Consider the following 24,259-nt stretch of genomic DNA (forward strand, 5'->3'; position numbering starts at 1 on the left):
TTGGTCTGTTTATTTTACCAGATCGCTTGCCTCTCGTGTGATTTTTGGCTAACGCGAGGGAAGGGACGCGGGCTGCTTTTGTGCAGCATGAAGAGAGGAGACCCCGCAAATGACCAAACGTGTAGAGCGTGCAGGCCTGCAAGTGGCGCAGGTTTTGGCGGATTTCATCGAGACTCGGGCCTTGGTTGGCACTGGCGTGGCCGCTAATGCATTTTGGACGGGGTTCTCTGATCTTTTGCATGGCAAAGCTGACAAAAACCGCGCCCTTTTGCAAAAGCGCGAAGATTTGCAGCGTCAGATTGATGAATGGCATATTGCACGCCGTGGTCAGCCCCATGATGGCGATGCCTATCAGGCCTTTTTGCGTGAGATCGGGTATCTCTTGCCTGAGGGGGAAGATTTCCAGATCGACACAGATCGCGTTGACCCTGAGATCGCCACAGTGGCAGGCCCGCAATTGGTGGTGCCCATCACCAATGCGCGATTTGCCCTGAACGCGGCCAATGCGCGTTGGGGCAGTTTCTATGATGCGCTTTATGGCACGGATGCTATGGGCAGCCTGCCCCCCAAAGGCGGCTATGATCGCGGTCGTGGATCGCGCGTTGTGGCGCGCGCGCGGGTCTTCCTTGATGACAGCTTCCCCATTGAGGGGGCAAGCCATGCCGATATCCGCCGCTATAGCGTGGATAAGGGGCAGTTGATGATGGATGACAAGCCCCTCGCAGATCCTGCGCAGTTCAAGGGCTATACGGGCAATGCAAAGGCGCCTGATACCATCCTTTTGTGCAACAATGGCCTGCATGTTGAATTGGTCTTTGACCGCGCCCATCCGATTGGCAGCCGTGACCAAGCCTTGCTTGCGGATATCCGTTTGGAGTCTGCGGTTTCGGCTATCATGGATTGCGAAGATTCCGTGGCCTGTGTCGATGCCGAGGACAAGGTTTTGGCCTATTCCAATTGGCTTGGTTTGATGCAGGGCGATCTGGAAGAAAGCTTTGAGAAGGGCGGGCAAACCATGACCCGCCGCTTGGCCGCCGATAAAACCTTTACCGCGCCCGATGGCAGCACGTTTGACGTGAAAGGCCGCGCTTTGATGCTGGTGCGCAATGTGGGTCATTTGATGACCAACCCTGCGATTTTGCTCAAAGATGGCAGCGAGGCTTACGAGGGCATGATGGATGCGATGATCACCGCATTGATCGCCATGCATGACCTGAAGAAAGCCGATGGTCTGCGCAACAGCCATGCAGGGTCGGTTTATGTGGTGAAGCCCAAGATGCACGGGCCTGAGGAAGTTGCCTTTGCGGACGAGATTTTCACCCATGTTGAGGGCGTTTTGGGTCTGAAACCCAATACGGTCAAACTGGGTGTCATGGATGAAGAGCGCCGCACCTCGGTTAACCTCAAGGAATGTATCCGCGCAGCCAAGCATCGCTTGTGCTTTATCAACACAGGCTTCCTTGATCGCACGGGTGATGAAATTCACACCTCCATGGAGGCAGGGCCATTCAGCCGCAAGGATTTCATCAAGCGCAAATCATGGATCACCGCCTATGAAAACCAGAATGTGGATATTGGTTTGGAATGCGGGTTGCGCGGTCGCGCGCAGATCGGCAAGGGGATGTGGGCCATGCCCGATGCCATGGCCGCGATGCTAGAGCAAAAGATCGAACATCCGCGCGCGGGCGCAAATTGCGCTTGGGTTCCAAGCCCGACTGCCGCGACCCTGCACGCCACCCATTATCACCGCGTGAATGTGGCTGCGGTGCAGGAAAAACTGGCCGCAGGTGGTCGCCGTGCCTATGTGACGGGTCTGTTGGATATTCCAATGGCCAGCTATCGCCGTTGGTCGCAAGATCAGATCACCCGTGAATTGGACAATAACGCCCAAGGGATTTTGGGCTATGTTGTGCGTTGGGTGGATCAGGGTGTTGGCTGCTCGAAAGTGCCAGACATCAACAATGTGGGCCTGATGGAAGACCGCGCGACCTGCCGCATCAGCGCGCAGCATATCGCGAATTGGCTGCATCATGGTGTCGTCAGCGAGGATCAGGTCATGGCCGCCATGCGCCGTATGGCCGAGGTGGTTGATGGCCAAAATGCAGGCGACCCTGCCTATAGCCCAATGGCGCCCGGGTTTAACGGCATCGCCTTTGCGGCGGCCTGTGATCTGGTCTTTAAGGGTCGCGTGCAACCCTCTGGCTATACTGAGCCAGTGTTGCACGCCCGCCGCCTTGAATGGAAAGCGGCGTAAAGCCACCCGATTATATCGGTTTATCTCTGCCCCCCCCGTGCCTGTCTGATCGCTGGCGCGGGGGTTATTTTATCGTGGAACCCGCGCGAAAAAGGGGGGGCTTACCTACCACAAGACGGGTGTCTTTACTTTCGATAGACCGCCGCGCGTCCTTTGAGGGGTCGTGATACCTTTGCGCGGCCGACCTAACCCTCCGCCCATCTGCACAAAGCCCGCAAATGTCGTTGTCACTGTCAAACACTGTGTTTGAAGGGTGCAAGTCATGGATCGGTTTGTGATCAGCGGTGGAACACTGCAAGGCGATGCGATTACATCGGATTTATTTGGCGCGAATTTTGTCACCAGTTTCGACCGCACCGATGGCAGTTTTGCAGCGCGTGTCGAAATGATCGGGGCTGATTATCTGCGCTATCCCGGTGGCACGGTGACGGAGCTCTTGTTTGACCCTGCAAACCCCGATGCAAACAGCGCCGAGGTGACCCGCGCCGATGGCGTGACTGTTTCCCGCAGCCTAGAACCCCTCAGCGATTTTTTGGATTACCTCTACGAGGCTGATCGCGGCGGGCTCTTTGTGATCCCAACCCTGCGCTATCTTGATGCGGCGGGGCAAGGCAGTCAGCTGTCAGACAGCGATATTGCGGGGCTGCGCCATTACATCGGCACAGTTTTGAGCAGCGGTGTCGAGGTCAAGGCTTTTGAGCTTGGCAATGAATTCATGTATCTAGACTGGTTTGACATCCCTTCTTATGCGCAAATCGCGGGTCAAATCGCCTTGATTGCGGATGAGGAAATCCGCAGCTTTGAGGCAAGCACCGATTTGGCCGCAGATTACGCGCGGCCCCTAATCTCGCTTCAGTCGACTGTGCCGTGGCAGATATCCGATGCGGATGGCGATGGCATAGCCACGGCACAAGAGGCGATGGTGACCTTGATCGAGGCGCTTCCGCAGGGCGCGCTTGAGGTGATCACGGGCCTTTCTGCGCATCGCTATATCAGCGGGGCCTATGAGGGCATTGATCATGTCGATGCCTTGTGGTCGCATTTGGATCAAATGTCCGACTTGGTCGGGCGCGATCTGCCCGTGCTGTTGTCTGAATGGAACATAAAATCCAACCAGCTTGGGGTGCGCGATTGGAACAGCGCCACGGAGGCTGAACGCGATGCGATTGACACAGGCCTTAAGCACGCAGGGGCCTTAGCCGCCTATTTTCACGAGATTGCAGCCAATGATGTTGAATTTGCCTCGATCTGGGGGCTTCAGCATCAAAACCAGATGTCGCTCGCGGCTGCTGAAGGCAGCGACAGCGCGCTTAAGGCGGGCGGCGTTATGATGCAGCTTTTGCAAGATTTGGTGATTGGCACCCATGCGATGGAGATTGCCCGCCCCGATGGCGCATTCGATATTCACGGATTTGGTGGGGCCAAAGGTCAGGTCTTTGTGATCAATTCGCGCGTGGGGGATGATCTGGCGATAGAATTGGATTTGACCCAATTCGTGGGGGGCGCAGCCCCGCGATCTGCGCAAATTCTTGGGGTGGTGGATGGGGCTGACCCGCGCGATCCGAATGCGCCCACAACCCTGCAAAGCCTTGACCCTGCAAGTTTGATTGCGGGCAGCGGCGTGGTTCTCCACCTTGCCCCTTACGAGGTGCTGGTGTTGGACTATGACGTGCCTGTCGCAGATGCGGCGATTGCGCCCGATACTATTTTTGATCTCTTTTCCCATGACCCTGCGGAGATCATCGCCGCCGAGATCGTGTTGCCACAAGGTGATGCGCCCGATGCAGTCGAGACAGAAAACCATTTCGATCTTTTCACGGCCTTCGCCGCATTCGATAAAGCCACGCCTGCACCAATCGCGCAGGTCTTAGGGCATGATCAAATTTTGGCCCATTTGATGTATCGGGATGAGGCACTGGCCGAGGCTGCCGTTGGCGATCTGCGCCACCGCGGTGGCAGCGCCCATGATGATGGGATCATGGGGCGGGGCGGGGGGGATGAGCGGCTCTTTGGTCGTGGTGGTCATGACACGCTGTGGGGCGCGCGGGGGGCGGATGCGCTTTTTGGCGGTGTCGGCAGCGATGCGCTGTTCGGTGGGCAAGGCGATGACCTCCTGCATGGCGGTGCGCAGCATGACAGGCTGTTTGGCGATGCAGGCAATGATCTGTTATTTGGCGGCTCAGGCAGTGATCACCTTGAGGGTGGGGCGGGGGATGATCTCTTGTCTGGTGGCGCAGGGTTCGACCGCTTTATCGGCGGGGAGGGGCGTGATGTGTTCTTCTTTGATGCAGAAGGGGCCGCATGGCGGGAAACCATTGTGGATTTTAACGCTGCAGAGGATCGTCTTGCCTTTCAGCTAGAGGGGCTATCGGTGATGGAGGCGTTGAGCCTCTCGCGCGAAGAAACGGATTTGATTTTGAACTACGGTCTAGGCTCGGTCGTTTTGTCAGGTCAGGCTGAGGCAGAGCTGACAGAAGACCATTTCCTCTTTGTTTGAACGTGCTATCTGAGGGAGCAGGGGCTATGGCCCCAAGATCAAGACAAGAGGGACAAAACCAAGATGATCACACTCGATCAGGCACGCACAATTATTTCTGCAACCCGCGCCAAAGGCCGTGAGATGGGGCTAAAGCCCCTTTCGGTCGTTGTTCTCGATGCAGGCGGCAATATTCAAGCCTTTGAGCGCGAGGATGGCGCAAGCCCAGGTCGCTTTGAGATTGCGCGCGCCAAGGCCTATGGCGCGGTGATGTTGGGCATGGGCGGCAAGGCGCAAATGGCGCGGGCCGAGGCGCAGGCCTATTTTGTCAACGCGGTCAACGGGGCCTTTGGGGGCCGTGTTGTGCCTGTGCCTGGTGGTGTTCTGGTTAAGCGGGATGGCGTTGTGATCGGCGCAGTTGGGGTTACGGGTGACACATCCGATAATGACAGCGATGCGGCTGTGGCGGGTATTGCCGCAGCGGGGCTTGACGCAGAACCATGAGCGCGGATGCCCTATCAGGGCGGCGCCTGATTTCCTCAGGCTCGCCCTTTGAGGCCGAGATCGGATATAGTCGGGCAGTTGTGCAAGGTGATTGGATTTTCGTGTCGGGAACCACGGGATTTGATTACAGCACCATGCAAATTGATGCCGATATTGCGGCCCAAGCCGAGCAATGCTTTGCCAATATTGACACCGCCCTGCGGGCAGGCGGTGCGTCAATCTCCGATGTTGTGCGGGTTCATTACATCGTGACCGATGCCGCCCTTTGGCCCACGTGCTGGCCTGTCACGCAAAAATGGCTTGGCGCAGTGCGCCCTGCGGCCACAATGTTTGTGGCAGGCCTGCAAGACCCGCGCATGAAGATCGAGATTGAGGTAACAGCCTATCTTGGCTCAAAATGAGGATAAATTTATCGAAAGCAGCCCCGCTAAATTCTTGCGGCGAGTTGGGCGAAGGCCTATAGATTTGGGGAACAGATTTTTCCTAACGGCGTCCCCAAAAGCCTGAAGGAGAGGATATTATGGCCCGCCCGGTCATTGGAATTATTGGAAATTTTCATCTGATCAATGATCAATACCCCGCGCATACAGTGGGGGCTATGGACTGTTGTGCTGTCTCGGATGTCGCCAAATGCACGCCTTTGGCCATTCCTGCCAATCCAAATTTCGTCAATTACGAAGACCTGCTTGAGATTTGTGATGGGTTTCTGTTCACGGGCGGTCGCCCGAATGTCCATCCCGAGGAATATGGTGAGGAAGAAACAGAGGCGCATGGCGCCTTTGATCGCAACCGTGATGCTGTGACATTGCCCCTGATCCGCGCGGCGGTCGAGCGGGGCTTGCCGATCCTTGGTGTTTGCCGTGGGTTTCAAGAGGTGAACGTGGCCATGGGGGGCAGTCTTTACCCCGAAATCCGCGATTTACCCGGACGGATGAACCACCGCATGCCGCCCGATGGCACCTTGGAGGAAAAATTCGCACCGCGTCATGTCGTGCGCTTCACGCAAGGCGGGCCGTTTCAGCGGCTCTATAACAGCGCCGAGGTGACCACCAACAGCCTGCATGGTCAGGGGTTAAAGACCTTGGGCCGTGATGTGGTGGTTGATGGATGGGCCCCTGATGACACGCCTGAGGCCATTTATATCAAAGGCGCGCGGGGGTTTACCCTTTCGGTGCAATGGCATCCTGAATATCGCGCCGCAGAAGACCCTGTCTCGCGCCCGTTATACGAGGCCTTTGGCCGCGCGGCCCATGCATGGCAGGCTGATGGCAAGCCCATGCCAGTCGCGGATGTGGCCTAACCAAGATCACCCAATATATGGCCTAAAAACCATGATAGATCATGGGTCTGGTGATGGATGTGGGCACTTGGGCCCTCATGGCTACCCTCTTCGTCAATCAAGATCGTCCGCAGGCCCAATTCATGCGGCACGGCCAGATTGCGGGGGTCATCCTCGAACATCGCGGCACGCGTTGGGCTAAGCCCGTCTTTGCCAAATATCATTGCAAAGGCATCGGGGTCTGGTTTGGGGCGATAATTGGCGTCCTCGACCCCGTAAATCGCGTCAAACAGGCCCGACAAACCCCGATGGTGCAAAACATTACGGGCATAATCGGCGGTGCCATTGGTGTAGACGATACGCCGCCCCCTCAGGCGCGTGATACGGTCTGCCAAAATCGGATCTGGTTTGAGGATGCTGAAATCTATCTCATGCACCTCGTCCAAATAAGGGTAGGGCGGGATATTATGCTGTGCCATCAGCCCCGCCAGGGTTGTGCCATGGGCGCGCCAATAGGTGTGGCGGATATGATCCGCCTCCTGCGCATCGACATTCAAGGCGCGCATGACAAACGCGGACATGCGGATATTGATCTGATCAAACAGCGCCATTGAGGCGGGATAAAGCGTGTGATCGAGATCGAACACCCATGTGTCGACATGTTGGAAATCTGCGTGTTTCATGGCCGCTACACTAGCCTCAGGTGCTTTTGCTTGCCAAGGGGGGCGGGGCTGCTTAGCTTTGGCAGCGTTAAGAATTGGAAAGACCCTACGCGATGCACAGCAAGCCACAGCAAAAAGACGCCTATGATATGATTTTGGATGCGATAGATGGCGGCATCTATCGCCCTGGATCGCGTTTGGTGGAATCGGAATTGGCCGAGCGGTTCGGTGTCAGCCGCACCCCCGTGCGCGAGGCGTTGCAGCGGTTGGAAACCCAAAGCCTGCTCACCCGCGATGGGCGCAGTCTGATTGTGGCCTCATTGGATCATGCGCAGATGGCCGAACTTTATGCCGTGCGCACCGAGTTAGAGGCGCTGGCCGCCCGTTTGGCCGCGCAACATGCCGCAACCGAGGAAGTGCGCGTCTTGCGAGAAATGGCACAGGCGGATCGCAAATTGTTGAATGATCCGCAGGCGCTGAGCCGTGCAAACCGCCGCTTTCATAAGCAAATCCATCTTGCCAGCCATAATCGCTATTTGGTGCAGCAATTGGATCTTGTGCATCGCTCAATGGCGTTGATGGCCACCACATCCTTGGCCGCAAAGGGGCGGGGCGAAAAAGCCTTGGACGAGCACGATGATATCGTCAACGCCATTGCCGCGCGTGATGGGGATGCAGCAGCTGATGCATTGCGGCGGCATCTTTCCATTGCCTTTGAGGTGCGCCTCAAGGAGGAGGCGGGCGCGGTCAGCTAGGTTTGCGTGTCACCACCGTGCCACCAAAAACCCCATGCTTTGTTTTCGCCCAATGAAACGGGCGCAACAGTAAATTCGCAACCGCCATCCATGCTGCGAGTGTGGCCAAAGGGAAGTAAAGCTCCATCATCGGAATAAACCACCGATGTTTGCGCAAATGCGGGGCTTCGCAGGCGATGATCATCGTGGCCCAATTCAGCAGCATGACCAACAAAAATCCCAGCCCCGCAATCAGTTCTAGATTGCGGTTCAAAACCGCCTCCATCGGGTGTTCAAGCCCAAAGGGCATGACTAGAAAGCTCCACAATAGGGGGGCAAGAAGGAAACCCAAGATGGTGCAAAGAAGCTGCACCTGCAGGCCCAAAAATCGCCATGGCCCCAATTCCCGCAGCAAGCGCACGGGTGCACGCATCGCGGTGGCATAGGTCATCAGATAGCCTTTTTGCCATCGCGCCCTTTGGCGCAGCCATGGCAGGATGGCGCAATTGGCTTCTTCATAGGTGGTGGTGTCGAGCAATTCTGTGCGCAACCCAAACCGTGACAGTCGTAGACCCAGATCAGCATCTTCGGTGACATTATGCGCATCCCACCCGCCAACCCGTTCAAGCGCGTCACGGCGCAAAAACACAGTTGTTCCACCGAGCGGCACAAACAGCCGCAACGCCTGCACGCCGCGCAGCATCACCCGAAACCATGTTGCATATTCAACCGTGAAACAGCGCGCGACCCAATTATGGGTGGGGTTATAGTAATCAAGCCGCCCTTGCAGACAGGCCAGATCATCGGGTGCGGTCGCAAAGCGGCGCACAACGCGCCAGATTTGGTCGGGTTCGGGGTGATCCTCGGCATCATAGATGCCAATGATGCTGCCACGGGCAAAGTTCAACGCAAAGTTTAGCGCCCGTGGTTTAGTGCGTGGCGATCCATCAGGCACCACAACCACGCGCATATGTCGCGCAAGGGGCGTGCGCGCCAAAGCGGTGCGGGTGACAGTGTCGACCTCCTCCACGATCAGCAGTATTTCGAGACATTCGCGGGGATAGTCCAACGCGGCAAGACGTTTGAGCAGGGAATTGGCGATGTCACCCTCCTCAAAGAGCGGCACAAGCAGGGTAACGTTTGGGCGGTGCAGCAGGGGCACAGGCGTCTTCGCAAGCCCTGACAGGGCCGTATCCGCCCCATCAAGGCGCTTGGCGCGTCCCTCCATCATCGAGGCAATCAGCACAGCCACCCGCAGCCCTGTGTTCAACACGAATACCCCCACTGCAAGGCTGAACCCTGCGATCATAGCAATCTGCCAATCAAGCCGCGCCAATAGCAGCGTGGCGGTGATCAGCAGCACAGCAAGGGCAATCATCTCGCGTGATTTCAAATTGCGACAAGAGACATCTGCGGGGGCCATGCCTGCGGCTTGATGGGCTAGACAGGGGCCATAAGAGCGGGTCAAAGCCGCCTCAATTTGCGCTTCGGGGGCCAGAACGAAGATAGGTTTCACCCGCCCTGCGAGGGCATCGCGAACACGTGCGGCCTGTGACAGGCGCGAAATTGCGACCAAAAGCGCGCCACCCTGCCATGCAAGGGGCAGGGCGCCAATGCGCAACGCTACGCGCCCCGATAGGTGCTCTAGCGCCGAGGCAACAGGGCGCGGCATCTGCGCGAGGTCAACCACATCGGCGCGCATCATCTCAGCCTCAAGCGCATGAAGGCTGGCCTCATCCATCACACCTCGCAGCACAAGAATTTCCGATAAAGACAGCTCGCTGATTTTCTCAAGCGCCAAAGCATGGGCAAGGGTTTCAAACGGGATCAAGCCACGGGTCAGTAACAGGTCAGCCAATTTGCGCTTATTGCTGGCACGTGGCATCGGGGCTTTGGGGCCTGTGTCGGGTTTCTGACGAGAGAGCCGCAGAAAGCGCTCTTGCCAGTGTTTCAGCGTTTGATCCTTTTGCGCAGGGGTAAGGGCCGCCTCAAATCTGGACGCAAGCGGTGATTTGATAAAACGAATATTCTCTCCCACGATCGAAATGCGCCTGTCAAAAGGGTCTGAACACGGCAAAACGGGGGCCTGCCCCCCTGATGGCCGACTTGAAATCTTCGCGTTTCAAGCCCCGTTAGGGAAGCGCTGCGATGGTTAACAAAATCCTAATCGCGAATAATTTTTTTACGAAAATTCAACGATTTCCGCGGTATACAGCCTTGGGTTTAAGGGGCTTTTGCCCCCTTCAACTTTAGCGTGTTGCCATGGCGGCGGCGAAGCGCTCGAAAAGGTAATAGCTGTCTTGTGGGCCGGGGCTGGCTTCGGGGTGGTGCTGAACGGAAAAGATCGGGCGATCCTTGACGCGGATGCCGCAATTTGACCCGTCAAACAAGCTGACATGGGTTTCCAAAACATCATCAGGCAGGGTTTGGCTGTCGACAGTGAACCCGTGGTTCATCGAGGTGATTTCGACTTTGCCCGTTTCCAAATCTTTGACAGGGTGGTTTGCACCATGGTGCCCGTGGTTCATTTTCACGGTTTTCGCCCCAAGCGCCAAAGCCAACATTTGGTGGCCAAGGCAAATTCCGAAAACGGGTAGGTCTTTTTCCAAAATCGTACGGATCATCGGCACGGCATATTCCCCCGTTGCGGCAGGGTCGCCTGGCCCGTTCGACAGAAATACACCATCTGGGTTTTGTGCAAGGATTTCTTCGGCGGTGGTGCTGGCGGGCATCACAGTGACATCACATCCCGCGCTTGCGAGACAGCGCAGGATATTACGCTTGGCACCGTAATCAATCGCCACCACTTTGGGGCCAGTGCCCGTGCGCTTGCTATAGCCCTCAGGCCATGACCAACGCATCTCGTCCCAACGATAGGATTGCGCGCAAGTCACCTCACGGGCGAGGTCGAGCCCCTCCAGACCCTGCCATGCGCGCGCCTCCTTCAGCATCGCCTCAATGTCGAAATTGCCCTCAGGATCATGCGATAGGCAGACATGCGGCGCGCCTTGTTGGCGGATCGCGCGGGTGAGGCGGCGGGTGTCAACACCGCCCATTCCGATGCGGCCCCGTGCGGACAGCCATGTGGTCAGGTTCTGCTCCATCCGCCAATTGGAGGGCTCGGTCGGATCCCATTTCACAATCATCCCTGCCGCGACTGGATCGGCGGTCTCGTCATCCTCAGCGGTGATGCCTGTGTTGCCAATATGCGGGAAGGTGAAGGTGACGACCTGCCCAGCATAGGAGGGGTCGGTCATAATCTCTTGATAGCCCGTCATCGCGGTGTTGAAGCACAGCTCGGCAACCGTTTGGCCTGTGGCGCCAAAACCCTTGCCGTAGAACACGGTTCCATCAGCCAAAACAAGACATGCAGTGGGGCGTTCAGTCATGGCGCTGCTCCGATTACGGCGATGTTGAAATTCGCGGCAACCTAAGTGTCCAAGCGTGCAGGGTCAAGCACCTTGCGACACCAAGTTGCAACCACCAATCTGCCCCCTATTTCAAAGGTTGTTGCGCGACAAAAAATGCCTTAAACGGGCGGTCTGGTGCGGGTCAGATGGCCCGTTGCAATCTGGGGATAAGACCATGAGTTTGCGAGAGCGTATCACCAACGGCCTAAAAGACGCGATGCGCGAAAAGGATGCTGCGCGTTTATCAACCCTGCGTTTGATCAATGCGGCGATCAAGGATCAGGACATTGCCGCGCGCGGCGCAGGCAAGACCGAGGGTGTCGATGAAGGTGAGATTCTCGCCATCCTTGCCAAAATGGTGAAACAACGGATCGACAGCGCCAATGTCTATGAAGAGGGCGGGCGCCTTGAATTGGCCGAAAAAGAGCGTGCAGAGATCAAAGTGATCGAAGGGTTCTTGCCGCGCCAACTGTCCGAGGCGGAAATCGCCGCAGCGATTGATGCCGCGATTGAGCAGACAGGGGCGAGCAGCATTCGCGATATGGGCCGTGTGATGGGGGCGCTGAAAGCGGCCTATGCGGGGCAGATGGATTTCGGTGCCGCAGGGGCGCTGATCAAGGAGCGGTTGGCCTAAACCGCCCCTGACCCTTAGGCCTTTGCCTGTGCTAAGGCCTCTTCTAATGCGAATTTCAGCTTGACCCTTTCGCTGGGCGTCAGAAACGCGCCAAGCTCGATTTCGCGTGTTGCCTTATCGCCGCGCAAGGTCAGGTAATTGGGCACAGGCCCACCCGTTTTGTGCAAGGTCAGCCGCACCCAATAGGGGTTTGCTTCCCAGATTTTCGTTTCTTTGCGGGGCTCCTTGCGCTCAACCCTTATATGATCAGGCCACAATGTCAGGGTTTCTGCGATTTCCTTATCGCGCCATGAGCGTTTCAGCGCCGCCCAAATGGCCCAAATCGCCGCCAATAGAAAGGGCAGCAGCGCCCAGAACACCGCCGTGCCTAGAATGCCGAAAAGCGGCAGGGCAATTAGCGCGGCGGTCGCACCGACAAACCAAACGAACCCTTCAGGTGTCAGCGATTTATGCGGCGTAATCCGCATCAGCATGTGAGGTGCGCCGCGATCAGGATGAGCAAAGGCCCCGAATTTCTCCGGGGCCTTCTCTATTTGCGGCGTCTCGATATGAAACGGCATATTTTCTCTCAACTGTTCAAAAAGCGGCCAGATTAGTGGCTTGGCTGTTTGTCCCACATTTCGCGTGTGGGCAGTTCCTCGAACGTGTGCTCGGGCGGTGGGTTTGGCAATGTCCATTCCAAAGTATCGGCATGCTCGCCCCAGTAGGCAGGTTCGCTCAGTTTGCGGCCTGCAAGCAGGGTGTAGGCGACAATGCCAAGGAAGAAGAGGAAGGACGCGAATGCGATGAACGCACCGATCGAGCTGACATAGTTCCAGGTTGCAAATGCATCAGGATAATCGATGTAGCGGCGTGGCATGCCCTGACGACCCAAGAAGTGCTGTGGGAAGAAGGTCAGGTTTGCGCCGATGAAGAACAACCAGAAATGCAGCTTGCCCGCCCATTCAGGGTATTGGCGACCGGACATTTTGCCGATCCAGTAATAGATGCCTGCGAAGATACCGAAAACGGCACCCAAGCTCATCACATAGTGGAAATGCGCCACAACGTAGTAGGTGTCGTGATAAGCGCGGTCAACGCCCGCTTGGCTGAGCACAATCCCCGTTACACCGCCAACGGTGAACAGGAAGATAAAGCCAATCGCAAACAGCATTGGGGTTTCAAACGTCATCGACCCTTGCCACATCGTTGCAATCCACGAGAAGATTTTGACGCCTGTTGGCACCGCAATCACCATGGTTGCGACCATGAAATAGGCCTGCTGGTTCAGCGTCATGCCCGTTGTATACATGTGGTGCGCCCACACAACGAAGCCCAAGCCACCGATTGCGATCAACGCCCAAACCATCGGCAGATAGCCAAAGACGGGCTTGCGCGAGAAGGTCGAGATCACATGGCTGACAACGCCAAAGGCGGGCAGGATCACGATGTAAACCTCGGGGTGGCCGAAGAACCAGAAGATGTGCTGGAACAAGAGCGGGTCACCGCCGCCTGCCACATCAAAGAAGGTTGTGCCAAAGTTGCGGTCGGTCAGCAGCATGGTGATTGCGCCTGCCAAAACGGGCAAGGACAGCAAGAGCAACCAAGCGGTCACAAAAATCGACCATGCAAAAAGCGGCACTTTGAACAGGCTCATGCCAGGGGCGCGCATGTTGAGGAAAGTCGTGATAATGTTGATCGACCCCAAGATCGAGCTTGCACCCGAGACGTGAACCGCGAAGATCGCGAAATCCACCGCGCGGCTTGTGGGGGCATCTTGCCACGACAAGGGCGGGTAGAATGTCCAACCTGGGCCTGCACCACCATCCACGAACACTGCGCAGAAGGCCAAAGCCGTGCCTGCAACATAAAGCCAGTAGGACAGGTTGTTCAGACGGGGGAAGGCCATATCAGGCGCGCCGATCATCAGCGGCATGAAGAAGTTACCAAAACCACCGAACAGGGCAGGAATGACGACAAAGAACATCATCAATACGCCATGGCCCGTGATCAACACGTTCCACAAATGCCCATCAGGGGTACATTCGCCCGCTGCAGCTTGGCTCAAGACGCGTGCGCCTTCGGCACACATGTATTGAACGCCAGGCTCCATCAACTCGAGGCGCATGTAAACGGTGAAAGCAACCGATACGAGACCCACCAAACCTGCAGTGATGAGGTAGAGAATCCCGATATCTTTATGGTTTGTGGACATGAACCAGCGGGTAAAGAAGCCCGGCCGTTCGTGATCATGTCCAGAAATGGCTGCATCGGCCATGTCTGTCTCCTGTTCATAATTATGAGGGGCAGGGGTCTGGCCACCTGTCCCTTTGACGTTCCACTGACCCCCGTTCTAGTGCGCCTCGCGCGCGCGATCAATTGCGATCACGCCTTTGAGGTGGGAAAAATTGCCTCATGCCAGATCAGCAAGTTTCGCGCCGAAATCTTACGAAAATGGAAAAGGGGGCGGTTGCAATGATCTTTAGGGGTTAGCCGGGTCAGCCAGATCCGCGTCCTGCGTTGGCCCAAAGCGCCGTTCAAATTCTTGGCGCAAAGCGACATCAAGGTCATCCAAGCTCACGGGCGGGCCTAAATCCGCAAGGCTTGTCACGCCGTGATCACGGATCCCGCAAGGCACGATTCCCTCAAAATGGCTCAGGTCAGGATCGTGATTGATCGAGATGCCATGAAAGGACACCCATTTGCGCAAGCGAATCCCGATGGCTGCAATCTTGTCCTCACGCGGGCTGCCATCGGGCAGGGGGGCTTTGTCGGGCCGTGCAACCCAGACCCCAACACGCCCGTCCCGTATTTCGCCTCGCAGGTTAAAACTTGCGAGCGTGTCGATCACCCAATGTTCCAAATCTTCGACAAAACGGCGCACATCGCGGCCACGTTTGTTGAGGTCTAGCATAACGTAGATCACCCGCTGGCCTGGGCCGTGATAGGTATATTGCCCCCCGCGCCGAGCCGCATAGACAGGAAAACGATCGGGGTCCGTCAAATCTTCGGGCTTGGCCGAAGTGCCTGCGGTATATAGCGGCGGATGCTCCAACAGCCAAATTGCCTCGGCTGCAGTGCCTGCCGCAATTCTTTCAACCCGCGCCTCCATCATGCGGAGCGCGTCCTCATAGGGGGTCAGCCCATCCGATATGATCCAATCGACCATTGCGGCCTCCGTTAGCGCGGCAAAAGTCCCGCTTGTTTGATCGCAGCTATATGCGCGCGGCTGACGGGGATGTCATCCCCCATGCTGAGCTGCAAGAGAGTGCGCGCGCCAGTGCGGCGCACAGCTACCACCTGATCAAGCGCCACCCAATGCGAGCGATGCACTTGTAAACCTTGCGCAGGCGCAGCTTCGCGGATGGAATCCGCCAAGCGCAGCAAAGCCAATTTCTCCCCCTTGGTGGTGCGAATGCGGGTATAGTGATCCTCGGAGGAGAGGGCGACCAAGGCCCCGCGCTTGTCCAAAGGCAGGCGTGCAAGAATATTTGGCACACGCGGCTCTGATGGAGGCGCTTTTGAGACTTGACCTGAAATTGTTTGAAAAATGATCGTGATACTCAGCGCGATTGCCAAGAACTGTGCAAGCAATATTGGCCATTGCTCAAGCGCAGGCCAAAACCCGAAGCTGATCAGATTAAGCAAGGTGATCATAGGCGTTATCGCAAGGCCAGTGGCCAAGCCCACCACGACCAAGCAGATGGGTTTCGGCAGCCTTGAGGCCAGGCGGGGCCAGAGGGCGGCGTTGACCAAGAAACCGATTGAATAGGTCGTGCTTGCCATCATCACCCAATAGACAAAGCGCGGCACAAGGCCGAGCATTTCGCCCGTATTAAACGGCCCTAATATCGCCAATAAGGCCGCCACCGATCCCAGCGTCACAAGGGTCGGCAGTTTGGAAAACTGCGCCGCCCATTCACGAAGCGCGGATGACACTAGGGTGTTATTCACGAAGCAGACCTTGCGTTTGACGAAGCTTGGATTGAGGCGCACGCAGCCTTGGGTCAGTCATAGCCAATCGAAATGAATAAGCCAATATTTCAAAGGAAATCGCCATGACACTTGCCCCGTTTTTTGACGCGCCCATTTATATCCAACTTCATGCCAGCACCGCTGCGCTGGCGCTTATCCTTGGCCCTTTTGTGATCCTGCGCACCGCCCGTGACCGCCTGCACAAGGTGGGCGGCTACATTTGGGTTCTGGCGATGTTTGTGGTGGCGGTTTCCTCCTTTTGGATCACGGAATTTGGCCTTATCGGCCCCTTCAGCCCGATCCATCTTTTGTCGGCCTTTACGCTGTGGTCGCTTTGGGCGGGGATGCGCTATGCATTCGCGGGACGGATGGATTTGCATCGCAGGGTGTTTCAAAATCTCTATTGGCGCGGGCTGGTGATTGCGGGGCTGTTTAATTTTCTTCCGGGTCGTGCATTAAATCGGTCGGTCTTGCCCGATAGGGCCGATGCAGGCTGGCTTGTGATCGGGTTTGGCATGACCCTGATCTTGGGCGATATGGCCCTCCGCCATCGGCGCGCAATTTCTCTTGAGAGAAACGCGAAATTTGCCCTTGAGAAGCCCGCGCCCTTGGTCTAGAGAGCGTTTCACCAAGCCTCAGACAGTGCGGTCGTGGCGGAATTGGTAGACGCGCAGCGTTGAGGTCGCTGTGGGGTAACTCCCGTGGAAGTTCGAGTCTTCTCGACCGCACCATTCTCTTCACGTTCCACGCGAAGATCATGCGGCAACCATCAGATAACATTACGTAATCTTCAAGATGCCCGCTTGGGTGTTGTCTGAGTGTTGACCAAAATGCAGACCAAAAGAGTCCGTTACACATACAATCGTAAAGGCTATTTCTACTTCTCTCGTAGAGTGCCAGATGACCTCCTTCAGCATTACGATTGCCGCCGCATTGTTCAGTCTTTGAGAACCAAGCAGCCGTCAGAAGCGCGATCTCGTGCGGCATTGTTGGCGTCTAAGCTTGATGCATACTGGGCGCAGATGCGCTTGATGAATGCTGATATGCCCGGCAAGCACCGCCTCAGGCAGGCTGTGGTAAACTCTGCGCCTGTGTCACGTGTGGGGCCGCCTGTGGCCTCCAGTGTTTCCCTCAATGAGGCCTTGGATATTTACTTGAAGCAAAAAGGTGCCGGAAAAGGCAAAACCTTCCACATGGCCGCAGAGCGAGCTTGCGGGTATCTGATCGATGCTGCTGGTCTCAAACATTTGCATGAATACACGAGAGCGGATGGCTTGGCGTTTAGAGACTTTCTGGTGAAGCGGGGTTTGGTAGGGTCAAGTGTCTCTCGTGTCTTCAACTCTATCTCAGCGGTCTTTAATTTTACCTCATCTGAATTGGGCTTGGATCTCAGGAACCCCTTCCAAGGGATCTATCACGACCGAACGGCGGGTGTGAGTAAGCGTCTTCCCGTTCCTGTTGACGCAATCCGTAAGATCCAAAGGGCATGTGCCAATATAGATGATGACTGTCGTTGGCTTGTTGCTCTTGTAAGTGACACTGGACTTCGATTGTCTGAGGCTGCGGGGCTAAGACTGTCCGATATCAACCTAGATGCACCTGTGCCTCACGTGGTTGTTGAGGGGAACCAATATAGAGGTCTTAAAACACGCGGGAGTGAACGGAAGGTGCCGCTTGTGGGGGCTTCTTTATGGGCAGCGCAGCAGATCCTCGCTTATAGCGATGAACAATCTTCCGAAGCTGCGGCATTCCCTCGTTACACCAGAGGTGGGTTTGCGCAAGCAAACTCAGCCAGTGCTGCCTTGAACAAATGGCTCAGACCATATGTCCCGAAGGGATGCACCATGCACAGCTTCCGTCATGCGATGCGGGATCGTCTTCGGGCGGTAGACTGTCCATCTGAGATGATCGATCAGATCGGAGGTTGGGCGCATGTCAGTGTCGGTCAAGGCTATGGATCAGGCTATCCTCTGGAAAACCTAGAGCGTTATCTGGATGCAATTGTCTTAAGGTAGACCCCAGACAACACCCAAGCGGGCATCTTGAAGATTACGTAATGTTATCTGATGGTTGCCGCATGATCTTCGCGTGGAACGTGAAGAGAATGGTGCGGTCGAGAGGTTGTTGGTTCCTGATCCAAGCCCCAACCATCGTGTAACGCCTATGTTTTATTGATACCGTATGAGTGAAGTTCACTTCAATACGGCATTTAATGGTCTACAGTTTGGTCAGCGGTGGCGGTGGTCATCATCACTTCACCATCTTCACAGACATCCATCCGAAAAAAATAAGGGAATGCATTCAGCATTACCCTGTCTGCCCCTAGAGGCATCTTACGGTTCTCCTAGAGACCACCTTGCAGATCATAGCAGACCCCACCACCCCACGGGGGAAGATCACCGGAGGGTCTATGAGAATACCCTGAGATATATTTTTACCTAAAAAGTAGAGGCTATAAATAACCGAGGTATAAGTATTGGTAGTAGTCGGTGGTGGTCGTATCCCAGCTTCCCCCCAGAGGTCATCTGAGAGACCTCTAAGACCATCTCGAACCAAAGCTGGCGGTCATCTTAAAGATATCTTCGAGGTAATCTCTAAGAGGTCTCTAGGGTTATCTTATAGGTGAGTATCTAATAGGTATATCTGGGAGGGGGGTCTCCCCTAGAGACAGTAATTAATCCTTAAGGCCTTATTTTGTGGAGCCTGCAGGTGGCACCGGACAATTAATTACTGTTACCAGAATATCGCCATTTGAAGCGTGTTCTGTAAACGCAACCAAATCCGGAAAATCCCATGACATATCATTACCCTCATCGGGCGTCTGCTGGCGCTCGTCTTTCTTCTGCTGCGCAATCCAATGGTTCCAATGAAGATCACTCGATCGATGGAGTAATCGCGACCCTCTACGGAGATTATGAGTTGATCATCGATGGCTGCCTCGGGGGAGACCCTGAGTTAAAGCGCAAGGTCGCTCGTGCAGACCGTAATGGTCGAGGCGGCCTACCGATCCTCTTGAATGCCATTGCGAACCGCAGGGTAACTCTGTCTCCATGGCACCAAGAGGTTCTCGCACGATGCAAGGCTGATCAGGAATACTATGTGGCTCAACAAGAGGACCTTGATTGTATCGATGAACGAAATGGCAGTTACCGAGTGCGTGTGACTGTAGAACACAACCGATACACAGAGACTTTTGAGAGCCTGTGTGATGCTCAGGTCTGGAGGGATCTGATGAAGGTCCTCCGTGCCAAAATAAAGCACCTTTAAGTAGCTTATTTTATTGATGTCGCTTGGACCAAAATCGGGGGGTCAGCTAGGGTAACCACCAAACCCACTATTTTGGTCCAAGAACAGAAAGGTAAGCTAGCAGTTCACTCAAGTCTTATAGTTAATCGCGTGAATTGTCGCGCGGGCGCGTGACGATGCATAAGCTTCCCAAACCAATTAGAAGAATACTGCAAATTGAACCTGTTATCATAGACATGTTACCATATAGGGCGGGAACACCAAGAGCGTAGCCAATCCAAGCCACAACGAGGATCACCGCCGCTATACCCATCGACGCCAACATCACCTTCAATCTGGGCGTTCTGAACCCCCAAAGCGCTACGAAATAGCAAGTAAAGAATAACGCTGTATTCCAACTTGTGACGTTCGGCAGCTCCCGATTGATAGGGAACTCCGAGAGTATAACCGAATTGATCCAAACCTGAAGGTAGTTGGTTCCCAATGACGCTTCAAATAACCTTACTACAGAGATCAGAAGACCAAGATATATCACTGTAAAAAACACAGGCTGTGGATGAGAGGCTCGAATGACCCCATGAGTTGCCGATGCCGCAAATACCATCAGCACTATGGTCAGGATGTTTGAAGCAGGGCCATTATTCAATGGGCGAATAAGAGCTTCATAGCCAAATGCGTAACCGCAGAGGATCAAAAATGCACTGATCCAAGCGATGTCGGCACTCACCAATGGGACATAAGCAAGCTTACGACATTTGTGCGCTACCATGGTCATTGCATATTCCCTGAGTTTAAGCACTATTGCACAAAAAATAACCGAATAATTGCGATTGTCGACATCGATTTTATACAAGCGTCGCCGTTTACATTACCAAGAATCTCTCTGGATCAGAGCTATTTCATGCACCAGCATCTGCCAATGCTTGCCACCAAATAAGTTTAAATCAGTTGAATTGCAGTGTGTCACACGAAATACTCCTGCCTAATCTTGGGAGTAGTTATGCAAAAGTTTGTCATTTCTTGTGCAATAGCACTGACCGCTGCATCGCAAGCAGTAGATGCGCAACAAGCAGGAACTACAGGTTTCGAACAGCATCCAGTTTTCACAGCGCAATTCATATTGAACCAGCTTGGATATGACGCTGGTCGTGTTGATGGCGACTATGGCCCTAGAACAGCTGCCGCAATTTCTGAATTTTATCGGGAAACAAATCTCGATGATGACGACCCCACCGTGGTCGATACCTCGGACTTGCTTGCTCTCATCAGTGTTGCGGAAGAAGCAGGCCTAAGAACAGCGCCTTTTGCTGGCTTTGAACACGAGAATTCAAATTCTGAATTTCTCTATCCGCCTCTTAGCCCGGCGATCACTAGAGAACGATATTGGTTTGGGCATTTTTGGTCGAACTACGACTTCAACAACGATGGGCTACTCGATTTCATCTACACGGGAACCATGAACCCAGAAAACGTCGAGGTGACTGGCGAAAATACAGCTGGATTGTGCGGAGGAAGTGATTGCGAAGGCGAGATGCCTGGACCTACGTTATTTCTACAAAATGAAAGCGGAGCATTTATCGACCGTAGTGATCTGTTTGTAGACTTGCGCAGTGTTCCTGGTCAGTCTTTGGCACGACAAAACTTAGTTGCTGACTTTAACGGTGACGATATTGCAGACCTTTTCATTGCAGATCATGCAATTGGTCATCACGATGGCATTAGGGATAGCTATTTTTTGAGCCAGCCTAATGGAACTTGGCTGGAAAGCTCCAACACACATCTGAGTGATCCAAACTACCAGATTTTTGACCACGGTGGCGCGGTTGGAGACATAGATGCAGATGGAGACGTAGACATTGTCCTTACCGAACTTGCAAATAAGCTGACATGTTGGATCAATGATGGCTCTGGATCCATGTCTAGACGGACATGTGGCGATGTTAACGCGTTCGCTATCGAGCTAGGCGATATGGATGGAGATGGTGACCTCGATTTGGTTCATGCTGGCCATGAATATGGAGGCTCTTCCCCAACAGGTATTGCTATGAACGATGGTCGCGGCAATTTCATTCGTTCTGTTCGGTTGCCCACAATTGAGAGTTGGGGAACGGTTCCTGAAGTGGGCCTATGGGATCTAGACACGGATGGCGATCTCGACATCGTCTTGTCACGTGCGGGTATCTTATACGTTGGCACCGGTGTGCAAGTAATCGAGAACCTCGGCGACGGCTCCTATGGCTCCTCCTTCTATCCAATTGTTACTGCGCCAGATGGTTATGTTGCAGAACATGAAGGCAATGTATGGAACAATTTCATTGAAAACTTCCGCTTTCATGATGTCGATGCGGATGGCCTTGTCGACGTGGCATTCATTGGCGGTGGGGGCGATGATCAACAAAATTCTCACATGGTCAGAGGGGCGTATCTCAAAAATCTTGGTGGATTGGCGTTTTCACATATTCCGGCAAGTGATCCCGCCAACCATGTGCTTCGTGTTCCTGAGAGCCTATTTAATGGAGCGGGCAGCCGAGGCAGAATTCTGAGTAATGCTGGTATTCCTTTCGGCAATATCTACGCCGCGGCATTTAATGACTTTGTTGGTGACCATTCTGATCAATCATTCTCCATGGATGATTTTTTCGTCTTAGCGTCACCAATCCAGTTGCCAACGTCTGGCGCTGTCATAACGGCAATGGGTAATTTAGAGATTCATGATCGTGTTCTAGCTGGCAAATACGATGTTGTTATCGAGTGGGCTGGTCGAGAATTCGTCGCGACATTCTGCCAAGAATATTACGCTCAATTCGACTTTCTTGCGAACCGGCTGGTGTTGGGAGCGGATCAGGGTTTTGGTGGTTTTGACGAATTAGCGCAGTTCGCAACCAACTCATGTGCGTTCTATCAAGGACGTGTCGCTGTTGGTGCTTGGGAAGCTGACCCTGCCATTTCTGTGACCGGCTTGGATGCCGTTTTAAACGACCTAAACCTTCAAGAAGTTGGGTTAGAGTTGATAGTCAAAATGCCAATGCTAACCGACGAGCAGCGCAATGAAGTTCTCACCACCGTGGGTGGCCAAGTTGTGGATATGCTTGGAAATGAACAAAGCATCGAGGTGGTGGAGGATAACGGTCAGTCCGGCTCAGATGAAACATCAAGCTCGGTTTTCTATACCAACTCTGCCGAGGCAGTTTGTAGTAACGGTGAACAGGCAGCATTTCATGTTTATCGCACTGGGTCGGATCAATGGTTCGTATACTTGCAGGGTGGTGGCCTAGCATCAAACGCTGAGGAGTATTTGTCTCGCGTTCCAACCTGGACGACACCCCGCACTCAACAGGGCTATCTTCAAGACATGCCCGCCATCGAAGATTTTCGAAACAAAGGCTACAATGTCGCAGTAATCCCCTATTGCTCGAATGACCTATACCAAGGTTCTCACACGCACACTATCCGTGGTGAAACGGTGTATTTCCGGGGACGAGCAATAGTAGAGGATGTCATCGACCAATTGGCTCCTGACCTGTCAGCTGCATCTCGTGTAGTGTTTGGTGGCTCGAGTGCCGGAGCTATTGGATTGGGTTACAATGCTGACTTGATTGCTCAATTTGAAAACCCATACCTGCTAGTGGACAGTTTTTGGCTTGATACTGAATCCAGAGCAGTCCGAGATAGTTGGAGTGGGCCTAATTGGGATGCTATCGAACAGTTTGTATATGCCAACATGCCACAACACTGTGGATCACAATGGGCCAGTTGTTTTCCACAAAGGACACATTTTGATCGATATGGGTTTGAGAACGTGTTCTTCATTTGGAATATGGGCGATCCCTACATGAGAGGCGATACAAACGCCAATCGAGCGAGCATAGAAAGTGATCTTGCCCACTACGGACAAGGCCTATCCATACAGAACGGCGAAGCTTTACATCCTGACTATGCCGATTGGGTTCACGGCATGCTGTTCAATGACTTCTATGACTTCCCGTTAGATGGTGGCTCTCTGCAAGAGCGGATATGGGCGTGGTTAGATTGAGCAACCTCGCCCTTACATGATGAGGTGCTGTCTTGGACCAAAATAGTGGGTTTGGTGGTTACCCTAGCTGACCCCCCGATTTTGGTCCAAGCGACATCAATAAAATAAGCTACTTAAAGGTGCTTTATTTTGGCACGGAGGACCTTCATCAGATCCCTCCAGACCTGAGCATCACACAGGCTCTCAAAAGTCTCTGTGTATCGGTTGTGTTCTACAGTCACACGCACTCGGTAACTGCCATTTCGTTCATCGATACAATCAAGGTCCTCTTGTTGAGCCACATAGTATTCCTGATCAGCCTTGCATCGTGCGAGAACCTCTTGGTGCCATGGAGACAGAGTTACCCTGCGGTTCGCAATGGCATTCAAGAGGATCGGTAGGCCGCCTCGACCATTACGGTCTGCACGAGCGACCTTGCGCTTTAACTCAGGGTCTCCCCCGAGGCAGCCATCGATGATCAACTCATAATCTCCGTAGAGGGTCGCGATTACTCCATCGATCGAGTGATCTTCATTGGAACCATTGGATTGCGCAGCAGAAGAAAGACGAGCGCCAGCAGACGCCCGATGAGGGTAATGATATGTCATGGGATTTTCCGGATTTGGTTGCGTTTACAGAACACGCTTCAAATGGCGATATTCTGGTAACAGTAATTAATTGTCCGGTGCCACCTGCAGGCTCCACAAAATAAGGCCTTAAGGATTAATTACTGTCTCTAGGGGAGACCCCCCTCCCAGATATACCTATTAGATACTCACCTATAAGATAACCCTAGAGACCTCTTAGAGATTACCTCGAAGATATCTTTAAGATGACCGCCAGCTTTGGTTCGAGATGGTCTTAGAGGTCTCTCAGATGACCTCTGGGGGGAAGCTGGGATACGACCACCACCGACTACTACCAATACTTATACCTCGGTTATTTATAGCCTCTACTTTTTAGGTAAAAATATATCTCAGGGTATTCTCATAGACCCTCCGGTGATCTTCCCCCGTGGGGTGGTGGGGTCTGCTATGATCTGCAAGGTGGTCTCTAGGAGAACCGTAAGATGCCTCTAGGGGCAGACAGGGTAA

The 24,259-nt window shown here is 54.2% G+C and carries 18 protein-coding genes and 1 tRNA gene; 11 read left to right on the plus strand and 8 right to left on the minus strand.

Annotated elements, in window-relative coordinates; translation table 11 throughout:
- The first annotated feature begins 109 nt into the window (after positions 1-109).
- The 5 genes from I3V23_00230 (at position 110) to I3V23_00250 (ending at position 6,534) form a co-directional block, all read left to right on the plus strand.
- On the plus strand, positions 110-2,254 hold the full coding sequence (locus tag I3V23_00230) for a malate synthase G (protein ID QPI85488.1): 2,145 nt from the start codon (positions 110-112) through the stop codon (positions 2,252-2,254).
- A gap of 262 nt (positions 2,255-2,516) precedes the next feature.
- The gene (locus I3V23_00235) at positions 2,517-4,751 is read left to right on the plus strand and encodes a hypothetical protein (GenBank protein ID QPI85489.1); all 2,235 of its coding nucleotides are present in this window, start codon (positions 2,517-2,519) and stop codon (positions 4,749-4,751) included.
- 63 nt (positions 4,752-4,814) lie between these two features.
- Positions 4,815-5,234: a heme-binding protein gene (locus I3V23_00240; GenBank protein QPI85490.1), complete on the plus strand. Its 420-nt coding sequence runs from the start codon at positions 4,815-4,817 to the stop codon at positions 5,232-5,234.
- Positions 5,231-5,635: a RidA family protein gene (locus I3V23_00245; protein ID QPI85491.1), complete on the plus strand. Its 405-nt coding sequence runs from the start codon at positions 5,231-5,233 to the stop codon at positions 5,633-5,635. Before I3V23_00240 ends, I3V23_00245 begins: the two co-directional genes overlap by 4 nt.
- A gap of 119 nt (positions 5,636-5,754) precedes the next feature.
- The gene (locus I3V23_00250; protein QPI85492.1) at positions 5,755-6,534 is read left to right on the plus strand and encodes a gamma-glutamyl-gamma-aminobutyrate hydrolase family protein; all 780 of its coding nucleotides are present in this window, start codon (positions 5,755-5,757) and stop codon (positions 6,532-6,534) included.
- On the opposite strand, the gene I3V23_00255 is transcribed toward I3V23_00250, so the two are convergent.
- Positions 6,531-7,196 (minus strand): pyrimidine 5'-nucleotidase, encoded by a 666-nt coding sequence (locus tag I3V23_00255; protein QPI85493.1) that lies wholly within the window; start codon positions 7,194-7,196, stop codon positions 6,531-6,533. The two genes, I3V23_00250 and I3V23_00255, sit on opposite strands and share 4 nt — an antisense overlap.
- Positions 7,197-7,288: 92 nt before the next feature.
- Between I3V23_00255 and I3V23_00260 the strand changes: the two genes are divergently transcribed.
- A complete protein-coding gene (locus tag I3V23_00260; protein ID QPI85494.1) occupies positions 7,289-7,930 on the plus strand; it encodes a GntR family transcriptional regulator in 642 nt (213 codons plus the stop codon).
- Here the strand turns inward: I3V23_00260 and I3V23_00265 are convergent.
- Positions 7,923-9,947: a glycosyltransferase gene (locus tag I3V23_00265; GenBank protein QPI85495.1), complete on the minus strand. Its 2,025-nt coding sequence runs from the start codon at positions 9,945-9,947 to the stop codon at positions 7,923-7,925. The genes I3V23_00260 and I3V23_00265 overlap by 8 nt on opposite strands.
- A gap of 211 nt (positions 9,948-10,158) precedes the next feature.
- Positions 10,159-11,298, minus strand: coding sequence for a glutamine-hydrolyzing carbamoyl-phosphate synthase small subunit (gene carA / locus I3V23_00270; GenBank protein QPI85496.1), 1,140 nt, complete (start codon positions 11,296-11,298; stop codon positions 10,159-10,161).
- A gap of 196 nt (positions 11,299-11,494) precedes the next feature.
- Here carA and I3V23_00275 point away from each other — a divergent pair, with 196 nt between their 5' ends.
- The gene (locus tag I3V23_00275; protein QPI85497.1) at positions 11,495-11,953 is read left to right on the plus strand and encodes a GatB/YqeY domain-containing protein; all 459 of its coding nucleotides are present in this window, start codon (positions 11,495-11,497) and stop codon (positions 11,951-11,953) included.
- A gap of 14 nt (positions 11,954-11,967) precedes the next feature.
- Here I3V23_00275 and I3V23_00280 read toward each other — a convergent pair whose 3' ends face one another.
- From I3V23_00280 to I3V23_00295, 4 genes are all read right to left on the minus strand, one after another.
- A complete protein-coding gene (locus tag I3V23_00280) occupies positions 11,968-12,513 on the minus strand; it encodes a DUF2244 domain-containing protein (GenBank protein ID QPI85498.1) in 546 nt (181 codons plus the stop codon).
- Positions 12,514-12,545: 32 nt separating this feature from the next.
- Positions 12,546-14,210: a cytochrome c oxidase subunit I gene (ctaD, locus tag I3V23_00285; protein ID QPI85499.1), complete on the minus strand. Its 1,665-nt coding sequence runs from the start codon at positions 14,208-14,210 to the stop codon at positions 12,546-12,548.
- 204 nt (positions 14,211-14,414) lie between these two features.
- Positions 14,415-15,101 carry a lipoyl(octanoyl) transferase LipB gene (gene lipB / locus I3V23_00290; protein QPI85500.1) on the minus strand — a complete coding sequence of 229 codons (687 nt, stop codon included), beginning with the start codon at positions 15,099-15,101 and terminating at the stop codon, positions 14,415-14,417.
- An 11-nt stretch (positions 15,102-15,112) separates the two neighbouring features.
- Positions 15,113-15,886, minus strand: coding sequence for a LytTR family transcriptional regulator (locus tag I3V23_00295; GenBank protein ID QPI85501.1), 774 nt, complete (start codon positions 15,884-15,886; stop codon positions 15,113-15,115).
- 104 nt (positions 15,887-15,990) lie between these two features.
- Between I3V23_00295 and I3V23_00300 the strand changes: the two genes are divergently transcribed.
- The 3 genes from I3V23_00300 to I3V23_00310 all read left to right on the plus strand — a co-directional run bounded on the left by I3V23_00300 (position 15,991) and on the right by I3V23_00310 (position 17,922).
- Positions 15,991-16,524 (plus strand): DUF2306 domain-containing protein, encoded by a 534-nt coding sequence (locus I3V23_00300; GenBank protein QPI85502.1) that lies wholly within the window; start codon positions 15,991-15,993, stop codon positions 16,522-16,524.
- A gap of 27 nt (positions 16,525-16,551) precedes the next feature.
- A tRNA-Leu gene (locus tag I3V23_00305) sits at positions 16,552-16,638 on the plus strand.
- Between the two features lie 99 nt (positions 16,639-16,737).
- Complete coding sequence (locus tag I3V23_00310; protein QPI86606.1) at positions 16,738-17,922, plus strand: tyrosine-type recombinase/integrase; 1,185 nt, start codon at positions 16,738-16,740, stop codon at positions 17,920-17,922.
- Positions 17,923-19,295: 1,373 nt separating this feature from the next.
- Here I3V23_00310 and I3V23_00315 read toward each other — a convergent pair.
- A complete protein-coding gene (locus I3V23_00315) occupies positions 19,296-19,928 on the minus strand; it encodes a hypothetical protein (GenBank protein QPI85503.1) in 633 nt (210 codons plus the stop codon).
- 225 nt (positions 19,929-20,153) lie between these two features.
- Here I3V23_00315 and I3V23_00320 point away from each other — a divergent pair, with 225 nt between their 5' ends.
- Positions 20,154-23,186, plus strand: a complete 3,033-nt coding sequence (locus I3V23_00320; protein QPI85504.1) for a VCBS repeat-containing protein — start codon at positions 20,154-20,156, stop codon at positions 23,184-23,186.
- Positions 23,187-24,259: the final 1,073 nt, after the last annotated feature.

Source organism: Rhodobacterales bacterium HKCCA1288 (assembly GCA_015693905.1).
In the GTDB taxonomy this organism is placed as follows: domain Bacteria; phylum Pseudomonadota; class Alphaproteobacteria; order Rhodobacterales; family Rhodobacteraceae; genus M30B80.

What these genes read in the sequence shown, in the direction of transcription:
- I3V23_00230 (QPI85488.1), top strand. Translation starts at nt 110, where the DNA reads ATGACCAAACGTGTAGAGCGTGCAGGCCTGCAAGTGGCGCAGGTTTTG.
- I3V23_00235 (QPI85489.1), top strand. Translation starts at nt 2,517, where the DNA reads ATGGATCGGTTTGTGATCAGCGGTGGAACACTGCAAGGCGATGCGATT.
- I3V23_00240 (QPI85490.1), top strand. Translation starts at nt 4,815, where the DNA reads ATGATCACACTCGATCAGGCACGCACAATTATTTCTGCAACCCGCGCC.
- I3V23_00245 (QPI85491.1), top strand. Translation starts at nt 5,231, where the DNA reads ATGAGCGCGGATGCCCTATCAGGGCGGCGCCTGATTTCCTCAGGCTCG.
- I3V23_00250 (QPI85492.1), top strand. Translation starts at nt 5,755, where the DNA reads ATGGCCCGCCCGGTCATTGGAATTATTGGAAATTTTCATCTGATCAAT.
- I3V23_00255 (QPI85493.1), bottom strand. Translation starts at nt 7,196, where the DNA reads ATGAAACACGCAGATTTCCAACATGTCGACACATGGGTGTTCGATCTC.
- I3V23_00260 (QPI85494.1), top strand. Translation starts at nt 7,289, where the DNA reads ATGCACAGCAAGCCACAGCAAAAAGACGCCTATGATATGATTTTGGAT.
- carA (QPI85496.1), bottom strand. Translation starts at nt 11,298, where the DNA reads ATGACTGAACGCCCCACTGCATGTCTTGTTTTGGCTGATGGAACCGTG.
- I3V23_00275 (QPI85497.1), top strand. Translation starts at nt 11,495, where the DNA reads ATGAGTTTGCGAGAGCGTATCACCAACGGCCTAAAAGACGCGATGCGC.
- I3V23_00280 (QPI85498.1), bottom strand. Translation starts at nt 12,513, where the DNA reads ATGCCGTTTCATATCGAGACGCCGCAAATAGAGAAGGCCCCGGAGAAA.
- ctaD (QPI85499.1), bottom strand. Translation starts at nt 14,210, where the DNA reads ATGGCCGATGCAGCCATTTCTGGACATGATCACGAACGGCCGGGCTTC.
- lipB (QPI85500.1), bottom strand. Translation starts at nt 15,101, where the DNA reads ATGGTCGATTGGATCATATCGGATGGGCTGACCCCCTATGAGGACGCG.
- I3V23_00300 (QPI85502.1), top strand. Translation starts at nt 15,991, where the DNA reads ATGACACTTGCCCCGTTTTTTGACGCGCCCATTTATATCCAACTTCAT.
- I3V23_00310 (QPI86606.1), top strand. Translation starts at nt 16,738, where the DNA reads ATGCAGACCAAAAGAGTCCGTTACACATACAATCGTAAAGGCTATTTC.
- I3V23_00315 (QPI85503.1), bottom strand. Translation starts at nt 19,928, where the DNA reads ATGACCATGGTAGCGCACAAATGTCGTAAGCTTGCTTATGTCCCATTG.
- I3V23_00320 (QPI85504.1), top strand. Translation starts at nt 20,154, where the DNA reads ATGCAAAAGTTTGTCATTTCTTGTGCAATAGCACTGACCGCTGCATCG.